Origin of the sequence: Kurthia gibsonii, assembly GCF_006539985.1 — a bacterium.
Taxonomy (GTDB): domain Bacteria; phylum Bacillota; class Bacilli; order Bacillales_A; family Planococcaceae; genus Kurthia; species Kurthia gibsonii.
In genome coordinates, this window is the sequence record NZ_BJOB01000063.1 from 1 (window position 1) to 9,328 (window position 9,328).

The following is a 9,328-nucleotide window of genomic DNA, read 5'->3' on the forward strand; positions in this document are numbered from 1 at the left end:
TCACTCGCACCCAACCACCTCCACAACCACAAAAAAACCCAAGTCGGGGGGAATCTGCCCGACTTGGGTTTTGGGTGTTACTTCTCTGCTTTATATGTCACTTGGAGCGGTTTGATGTGGTTGCCGCCGTTTGCTGGTGTGCGTAGGATTTCGAGCGTTTTTGATTTGCGGCTCAATTGGTCGATGTAGATGTACATCGTGCTGCCTGGTGATTTGCGGTCGACCACGTAGTTGTGGGCTGGCAGAGTTGTTGAGCGTACTGTAATCATGTCGCCTGTTTGAAGTCCTGTAATTTTGATGACGTCCGCGTAGTTTTTGTTATTCGTGATTGTAACTTGGCTTGCTTTAAGTGGTGCGATACCTTCTGGATCAACAGATGTGTAGGCGATGGCACGACTCTCTTTTTTCCCCTTCTCCTGTACCGTCACATAGACCGTTTGCGGCATGTGCAGTGAGTAGTCTTTTGGGATCTCGACATTCGTTGAGATAGTTGCTGTACTCTTAGCTGTTACTTGTAGAAGACGCTTCTTCTTAGCGGCATCTTCATAGACGCGATATGTGGCGTTCTTAATCGGACGCTTAATTTTGAAGATGTCCTGACCGTCTTTAATATTCACAAGTTCCAATGTCGACGTATTTTGAAGCGGTGCCGTATAGTTCGGGCTTGCCGCATATGTTAGCTTACCAATATCTGCTTTTGATAACCATGAATGCTTGATGCTGACATATAACGTACCACCCGCATCTTTGAGTGACTTCGTTTTGATTTTTAATGTGCTGCTTTTCGCAGTCGTACTATAGATTTTCTTCTTCATCGCCGCATCTGTATAGATGGCAACTTGATCCTTCGTAGATAGTTCATTCATCGTAATATAATCCGAAGTCCCCTTATTATTCTGTACAGCGATGACATTCGTATCCAATGTATAATCGCCATCTGCTACCACATGTTCAGGCTGCTTCCAGATGAACACAGAACCTACTAGGATTGGCGCAATGATCCCAACCTTCATCCATTTTGATAACTTCATTTACTCTTCCCCCTACTTCTTCTCTTTCGCATACTTCACAAGCACAGGATCACTCTCAAGCTCACCCGGTTCTTGAATCGTTAAATAGACGGAGCCTGCTGCTGTACCAAGCTGTGGCACATAGACGGTTGTTTGACCAGCACGTGCCTTACGCTCTGCCACAACTGGCGGCTCAAACGCTTCTGTGTCCGGCGTCACATACGTCGTCTCCTTCTTCGCACGATACACACGCACGATGGACTCTGGCTTGATTGGATTAATATGAATCGTGTCCGTATATGTCTTATTATTCTTCACTGTCACCGTCTTTGCGTTAATCGGCAGTGATTGCTCAGGCGTCAATAATAAAGACTGTACCGCACTCTCCTCTGCTCCTGGCGCTTGCACCGTCACATAGACAGCCTTTTGCTCAAAAGCATTCTCATATTTCGGTAGCGCGCAATTGATTGACAGATAACCATCTTTTGACGCACGCACAGACGTAATCATACGTGAACGATCCTGTCCTTCATATACACTATACGTATAACCCTTATACGCATCATGAATTTTGATAGAATCCGTATAACCCGAACGATTCACAAGATGCATACCACTCTCACCCAACTGCTGCATGGCAGGAGCCTCTGTCGTAATCGCCTCATAGTTGCCAACCTGCTGCCCATTACGCTTTAAAATGAAATACAACGTCTGACGCTCATCCTTCAACTTCTTCGTAGAGAATTGCAATGTCGAACTCGTCGCCGTCTTCACCTCAATCGGTGTATACATGGAAGGATGATCATACATGTATAACACATCACCCTTCTTAATACCTGCGACCGTCACATAATCCAACGCCCCCGGTAAATTTTGAACAACCATGCGCTCTGGCGATAACTCAGACTGTGCCGCACGACCATCGGGAACAGCCGCTACTAAAAACGTCGCACAGAGAGGAACAACCAATAAACGCTTCCATGAAAAACCTGTCTTCACACAAAAGACCTCCTTTAAAATGTACATACACAAATTATACCAAAAAGAACGAAGAATAAACCAAATATTAACAAAAAGGTAGATACTCACCAAAACAATCAAATCTTTACGAAAACAAAAAAAGAACCCCGCACAGGTTACCCTGTACGAAGCCCTTTTTGAATTTTCACTCATGCGTTAGTCAAAAACGAATGTGAGTTGGATTAAGGTGTTACTTTGTTACTGCATTAGTTTCAAATGTAGAAATAGCGTTTGTAAGAGTTGTTTTTGCATCATTTAAAGTAGTTACTGTTGCCGCTGCTGCATCATGTGCTGATTGAGCTGTTGCAATTGCTTCAACTAAAGTTGTAGCTTGAGCTGCTGTTACATATTTACCTGCTGTTGTTTCAGTAGATGCATTTGCTGATACTGTATAAGTAACAGTTCCAATTTTAATTGTTTTTACAGCTTCACCGTCTTTAGTAACTGTAACTTTAGCAATTTCAGTTGCTAATGCTGTTTTAGCTGCTACTAATGCTGCTGCATCTGCTGCTGCATCTGTTGCATCTTTATCAACTGTTGCAGTTGTTGCAGTTGTTGTTGAACCTTCTTTTAATTTGTTATCAGCAAGGTCAACTGATTTAATTTCTGAATCTGTACCTTTTACAATTGTAATTGAAGCAGATTGAGAAACGTTTACTTCAGAACCTAAAGTAATAATTGCTGCTGTACCTAATTTAGCATTAGAATCAGCTTTTGTTAATTCAATTTTTTCAATAGTAGCTGAAGTTGTTGAACCACCGATTAATACTTTGAAATCATCTTTATCAAGTGATTTAACTTCTTCGTTAAATACTACTTTGATTTGTTTAGTTGATTTTGCAGTATTTGTATCTACTAAATATTGAGCCGATACGAATTCGCCTGAAACATTATCTGTTAATGTTACTTTAGCAGTTGCTTCACCAAGATCACGTAAGTTGTTTACAATTGTTTGACCTTTAGCTGTTTTAACGTTTGTTGATACAGCTAATTTGTAATGAGTAGAGTACTTGATTGATTGGTCTGGGAATGTAATTTGAACGTGTTTTTTGTCTTGGAAGAACTCAACTTTTGTTCCTGCTGGTAAAGCTTTACCATCTAATGTGTAGTTAGCTGGATTTAATGCTGAATCATCCATATCTTGACCATATGCTAATTTCACAACGTTTTTATCTGCTACTTGATCAGCAAATGTTTGTGATACATATTTAAAGTTTGAGTCATCTGCTACTTTTGCTGTTACAGTTGTCTCGTTATTTTTTGTAGCTTCTGCATTGTATGAAACAACATTTGTAGTGTCAGTTTTGAATTTAACTTTATCTTGTTTCAATGTTACTGTGTAAGCAGAAGAACCTTCATATTTTGGTGTTACTACTACTGATAATTTTGCTGCTGCTAATCCACTTGCTGGTGTTAATGTAACAGTGTACTCAGCCGTTGGAAGTACAATACCATCTGCATTTTTAACAATTACATCTGCTGATGTAAGAGATGCTGCTACTGCTTCAGTTGCTTGGTTAAAGTCTACTGTTAAACCGTTTGTTTTTGATGAGTTATCACTTGGTGTAACACGTGTGATTTTTGCTGTTTGTTGTAATAAAGTAGGTGTTGTAGCATTTTTAGATAATACTACTTGTTTAGTTGTTTCTAAACCAACATATTTATCACGATCTTTAAATGCTTTTACAGTTACATCTAAAGTAGCTTTCGTTTGATCTTTACCATATAAAGGGTTAGCAAACGTTGTATTGCCAGTAGCTTCTGGAATTACTACTGTAATATGGTCTACATATTGTGAGTTTGTAGCATTACCAATATCAGTAACATAAGCTTTTGCATCAGTATCATTACCAATTGTATTAGCTGTGCTGATTTCGTACTCATGGTTACCTTGTTTAATTACTAATGATTTAGCATCTTCTAAAGCAACACCTTCACTGAAGTAAATTGTGAATTTATTTGCATTATCTGCAATTACAGATTTAACTTCTGGAATAGCTTCGCTCTTAGTTACTGTATAAGTTAAAGATAATGTATTTGAAACTTGTGCATTGTTACGTGCTGTTTCATATACATCGAAGATTACGATTTCATGAGAACCTTCTTTAACTTGTTCATTTGATAAAACATTTGAAATTCGGTAAGTGTAGTTACCTGCAACTTCACTATCATCTAATGTATCTTCCACTGCTACAAGTGATGTTGTGTTGATTACTTTACCATCTACTTTGATCAAACCAGTTGTTTTCTTTACTGGACGGTCAAATGTGATATAAAGACCTTTATCACCATCATATTGTACTGATTTTAATTCTGGTTTTGCTGAAGCTTCAAAAGTAAATACGTCAGAAGCAAAACGTTGAATTTTTTTGTTAGAATCTTTAGCTGTTCTTACTTCGTCTTTTACTTGGACAACGATTTTATCGCCAGCTGAGAATGTTGCAGTATCATCAAGGCGTACGATTACAGTGTTTTTGCTATCACCTTTGAATTTAACATCTACAAGTTTTGCTGAAGCAATTTTAGAACCGTTTAATTCGATTTCGTAGTTAGAAGTATCTAATGCAGTTTTTGCATCAACGTCTACTGAGTAAGCGATTTCTACTTCAGAAGCATTGATTGTTTTAGCAGAAGTAACCTCATACTTCACAACTACGCCGTCTTTGTACTCAACGCCGTCGAATTCGCCGTTAGCTAATTCACCGTTGTTGTAGAATTTTTCGTCGTGTTTAACGAAGCCAGTTGAAAGAACTGAACCATTGTAAAGTTTACCTTCGAATACTTCGAAACCTTTGTTAAGAACTGGACCATCGTAAAGTTTACCTTCGAATAGAGCTAAACCTTCGTTGTGGTAAGAATCTTTATAAAGGATTGATTTGTATAGAGCGTAACCTTTTGAAAGTTTACCTGCTTGGTATAAACGATCTTGGTAAAGACCTGTAGATACAACTTTTACACCTTTTACGTAGTAAGAACCAGCGTAAGTACCAGTAGTTACTTTTTTGATACCTTTTACGTAGTAAGCGCCTTTGTAAGTACCAGTAGCTAATTTACCATCTTTGTAGTATTTTTTAGCGTAAAGACCTGTAGATACTTTTTTAACACCTTTTACGTAGTAAGCTTTGTTATAAGTACCAGTAGTTACTTTTTTAACGCCTTTTACGTAGTAAGCGCCTTTGTAAGTACCAGTCGCTTTTTTACCAGCTTTGTAGTAAGTTTTGCCTTTTAAGCCTGTAAGTTTAGAACCGTTTTTGTAAACAGTTGATTTGTAAGTTACATAACCTTTAACTACTTTACCTGATTTAGCGTAAACTAATTTACCAGACTTGATTTTGTATTTGCTTGCTGCAGATGCATCCGTAGTTGCTACTGCTGATGTTACAACTGAAGCACCTAGAGCTAGGGCTGCTGCAGTTTTGACTAATTTGAAATTACTCATGAATGAAAATCCTCCCTTATTGGATATGATTAGCATTTGCTGTTTGAAATCGTCAGCTAACCATGCTTAGCCTAATTATCATCTAATAGGATAAGATTTTCCACCTTTTTTTATTCCAAAATATTGCACTTATAAAGGACTATATCATTATAATGCCATTTTTATCATTTATTTATTAGTTATATTTTGATTAAAAGAAATATTATTATTATAAAGAATAGTTTATTACCACTTTATTCTTTCATTAATACCTTTTGATTCATTTTTGATTTTTAGGATATATTTTCCAATACGTTTTACCCATGTAACAATTGTCATATCACTTTTTACACTTTTCACATGATGTTTCTTCCTATTATATAGCGATTGTATCCTATCTTTTTTTTACATATTTTTGAATTTACGATTGTAACGGATTTGTTACAAAAAGAAAAGACCGTCCTTTTTTTAGAACGATCTTCCCTGTCATTTATTGAACTTTTAAGATAGTTGAGCTGATCCAGCCTGTTGTTTTAGTTGTTGGTACGTAAACTTGATGCCATACGGTACCTTTTGCATCTTTCTTCGTTACGATTTTGCCTGATGTATCTTGTACGAGTTTGACGAACTTGCCCTCGTCTAATACTTTGATAACTTTTGTACCTGTCGTACTCGCATCGTTTCGGACATTCGCTTCTGTTGTCGTGCGTGCTAAGTTTGTAAATTGTAAATCTGATTTTAGCACCCATGCTTCCTGCTCTTGAATCTTCACGCGCATCCACGTACTTGCGACATCGTCATTCGTTCCGTCGATTGTCACTTTTGTGCCGATATTATAATTCATCAGTACTTTACCGTATTCCGATGGCAGTAGGCGAACTGTTGTGAATTTCGTCACTGTCGCTGTGATACCTGCATCAAAGAATTGATAGGTTGGTGGTAGTGGCTTACCTGCTGGAATAACATTCGTGTAATTGAATACAGGTTGTGTTGGATCGAGTGTTGAGACTTTCGCCTTGTCATAATAAGTGGCGTCATATGGTTTCATATTCCCCATGATGCGTCCGATACTCGTCGCCCATGATTTATCCGAAGCATACTTCACATTCATACCTGCTGCTGATGGTCCATTATTGTAGATGGCCCCTGCTCGTAAATATTTACGATAGATGGCATCTGCATAATACTGTACGCCGTCATTTCCTGTTGGGAAGTAAAGCGCGCAACTCATCGCACATTTGTCATAGGCTTGATAGCCGAAGAAGTTATTTTTGTATTGTGAGATTTTCGAGCTACCCCACCCTGTTTCGACGATCGCATGCGCCAACATGAACTGTGCGTTAATGCCATAGCGTTTTTGCATATCTAAAAATACAGGAATGGCTTTGTATAGATTATTATTTTTGATTGTCGTACCTTTCACATTCACAAGGAATTGTTCCATCTCTGCTTGCGTGATATTCGATACTTTTCGAAGGTTCATGTATTGGTACGGGTTACCGAAGTAGTCGGCACGCACCCATGCAAATTTCGAACCGATTTTGCCAAGATAATACGTTGTGTCGTTGATGACTTGTTGTTTTGTGGCAGTGAACTTCGTTGCTGGATATGATTTTAAATCTTTAAAGCGAACATTACTCGCATTCGTCGCACCTGCTACGGTCGTCGCATTCCCCAGTCCAGTTAGGTATAGGACTTCTGATGAGGCTGTCGGCTCTTGGACATTTGCTGACTTGAGCTCTGTTGACTTCACCCAGCCTACTACAGTGTCCTTTCCTGTTGTTGAGAGGCGTGATAGCTCATAATAGGTCGTGTTGCCTAATTTCGCTGAACGATTCATTGTAAATTTCTCTGTTTTCTCTGCAGTCGTCCATGTGCGTGTCGTCTGCTTCACAAGGTTAGTATAGAGTACAGCTGTCGACTTGATTGTCCCTTGTTTTGAAATCTTTTGATAGACAGGTGCTTCCACTGGTGGCGGTGTTGGTTCAGGTGTCGGATTTGTCGTTGTCGTGCGAGATGATAGCACCCACATGAGCTTATTATCTTCTGTTTTTCCGTAATACCACAGAGCTGTGCCAATCTTCACTTGTTTTGAAATGGTGAACGGTTTGCCCTTCGTAAGCGTCTTCGTCACAATATCGTCCGCTGCGCCCCATGGCATCGTATAACCGTACCCACCGCCTGTTAGATATGCTTCTTGATTCAATGTGCTTTCTACGCCATAAGGATGCGTTTTAACGGCGTCTTTTTCCACCCAACCGTCTATCCCTAGATTGTAGTAAACTGTATTCTTGTAGCTTGCTTGCTCTTTTACCACATATGTATGAGGTGCTTTCGTGCCAGCCTTTTGCTTCGTTTTATCATTCGTTAGGTCTGTTTGAAGTATTGTATTTTTATCGTTTAGTTGCGCAATAAGTGATACTTTCGTCACGACAGGCTTTTCTGTCGCAGTTGTGAGCTTTTGATCGCTTAGTGACGTCGCTGGAAGCCATGTCGTCTGATTATTCACTGTACCACGATACCATGTTGCCGTTCCTACCTTCACCGTTTCGGCATTAAGGAAGGTTTTATGTTTATAGGGAGCCATTGATGGAAAAATAACATTACGTGCTAAACCGCCCGGACGCGTGTAACCCGTTCCTGTTCCTTTAATGTAACGTGTCTTTTTCGTATTCGTCATCACCTTATAACTTTTACGCGTGATTGACTTCGACTTCACCCAACCGAGTGCTGCTTTTTTCGGGTCAGCATGGCGACTTACTTGGTAATAAGTTTCGTCACCTGTCTTCGTTGCGACTTTTGAGATATAGAAGATTTCATTCGTATATTTAGTTGATGCCACCACACTCTTTTTCGAGCCAGGTGCTGTATAAATGCGTGATTTTTGTGATTTGAGTTGTCCCAATTGGCTTGTGTTACTCTGTTTATAGGTAGCTTGTGTCGCGGCTTGTACTGTTGACGGTTCCATAAGTTGTGTTGCCGAAGATAGTACAAAAGTAGAAGCTAAAAGTCCTATAACAATTGACTGTTTTTTCATTTGTTCTCCTCCTTTTGTAAGTTATCATATCATATTTTTAGCATGGGGTACGTCCTATTTTTCAAATTACTGTTTACGTTAGTATTGTACTTTTTTTCCTTTTCATGTAGGTTGAAAAGAGGATAGTTGTTAGAAAGGATGTTGGCATGGAGATTTCAAAATATCGTGAATCGGATTTAGAGGAGATTGTCGACTTATTCTTAGATACCGTACATGAAATTAATCGTAAAGACTACAGCCTCGCACAGCTTAATGCATGGGCTCCTTACGAACGACGCCAAGAGATCATCGAATCTTGGCAAAAAACATTGCGTGAACACATCTCCTACGTGGCACGCTGCGAACATAAAATTGTCGGATTTGCTGATTTAACACTTGATGGACAGATCAACCGCATCTATGTTCACAAAGACTACCAAAATCGAGGCATTGCAAAAAAATTACTATTTGAACTCGAAAAAGAAGCTTACCAACTCGGCTTGATTCACCTCGACACAATGGCGAGCACCACAGCAGTCCCCTTCTTCCAAAACGAAGGCTACGACATCGTGAACGAAGAAACCACGATACGCAACCAGATTGCCCTACAAAACTTTCATATGCGCAAGGAATTATGACGAGTGATTCATTGGAGTGACTCGTTTTTTTGTGGGATAGTGTTTCGATAAGGCTGGACTTTCGGTAGAGACTTAAATTTTCTATGACAACTCTATTCTTATGGACATAATATTTGTCGAAAGGGACTGATCCGCGCGCGAAAGGGACAAATGGTCGCGCGAAAGGGAATCCACGCCGCTGAAAGGGACAAATCCGCGCGCGAAAGGGACTGATTCGCCTCTGAAA

5 protein-coding genes are annotated in these 9,328 nt (G+C 39.4%); 1 reads left to right on the forward strand and 4 read right to left on the reverse strand.

Annotated features, from left to right (window positions below; genetic code table 11):
• Window positions 1-77: 77 nt before the first annotated feature.
• The 4 genes from KGI01_RS12590 to KGI01_RS12605 form a co-directional block, all read right to left on the reverse strand.
• Window positions 78-1,031 (reverse strand): hypothetical protein, encoded by a 954-nt coding sequence (locus KGI01_RS12590; protein WP_141274970.1) that lies wholly within the window; start codon window positions 1,029-1,031, stop codon window positions 78-80.
• 12 nt (window positions 1,032-1,043) lie between these two features.
• Window positions 1,044-2,009, reverse strand: coding sequence for a hypothetical protein (locus tag KGI01_RS12595; protein ID WP_141274971.1), 966 nt, complete (start codon window positions 2,007-2,009; stop codon window positions 1,044-1,046).
• 211 nt (window positions 2,010-2,220) lie between these two features.
• Entirely contained in the window at window positions 2,221-5,469 is a 3,249-nt protein-coding gene (locus KGI01_RS12600; RefSeq protein ID WP_141274972.1) for a hypothetical protein, read from the reverse strand.
• Between the two features lie 469 nt (window positions 5,470-5,938).
• Window positions 5,939-8,485, reverse strand: a complete 2,547-nt coding sequence (locus KGI01_RS12605; RefSeq protein ID WP_141274973.1) for a glucosaminidase domain-containing protein — start codon at window positions 8,483-8,485, stop codon at window positions 5,939-5,941.
• Window positions 8,486-8,631: 146 nt separating this feature from the next.
• Here KGI01_RS12605 and KGI01_RS12610 point away from each other — a divergent pair, with 146 nt between their 5' ends.
• Window positions 8,632-9,102 carry a GNAT family N-acetyltransferase gene (locus KGI01_RS12610; protein ID WP_141274974.1) on the forward strand — a complete coding sequence of 157 codons (471 nt, stop codon included), beginning with the start codon at window positions 8,632-8,634 and terminating at the stop codon, window positions 9,100-9,102.
• Window positions 9,103-9,328 lie beyond the last annotated feature (226 nt).

Excerpts from the sequence above, each read along its gene's own strand:
- KGI01_RS12605 (WP_141274973.1), bottom strand. The coding sequence starts at position 8,485 with ATGAAAAAACAGTCAATTGTTATAGGACTTTTAGCTTCTACTTTTGTA.
- KGI01_RS12600 (WP_141274972.1), bottom strand. The coding sequence starts at position 5,469 with ATGAGTAATTTCAAATTAGTCAAAACTGCAGCAGCCCTAGCTCTAGGT.
- KGI01_RS12610 (WP_141274974.1), top strand. The coding sequence starts at position 8,632 with ATGGAGATTTCAAAATATCGTGAATCGGATTTAGAGGAGATTGTCGAC.
- KGI01_RS12590 (WP_141274970.1), bottom strand. The coding sequence starts at position 1,031 with ATGAAGTTATCAAAATGGATGAAGGTTGGGATCATTGCGCCAATCCTA.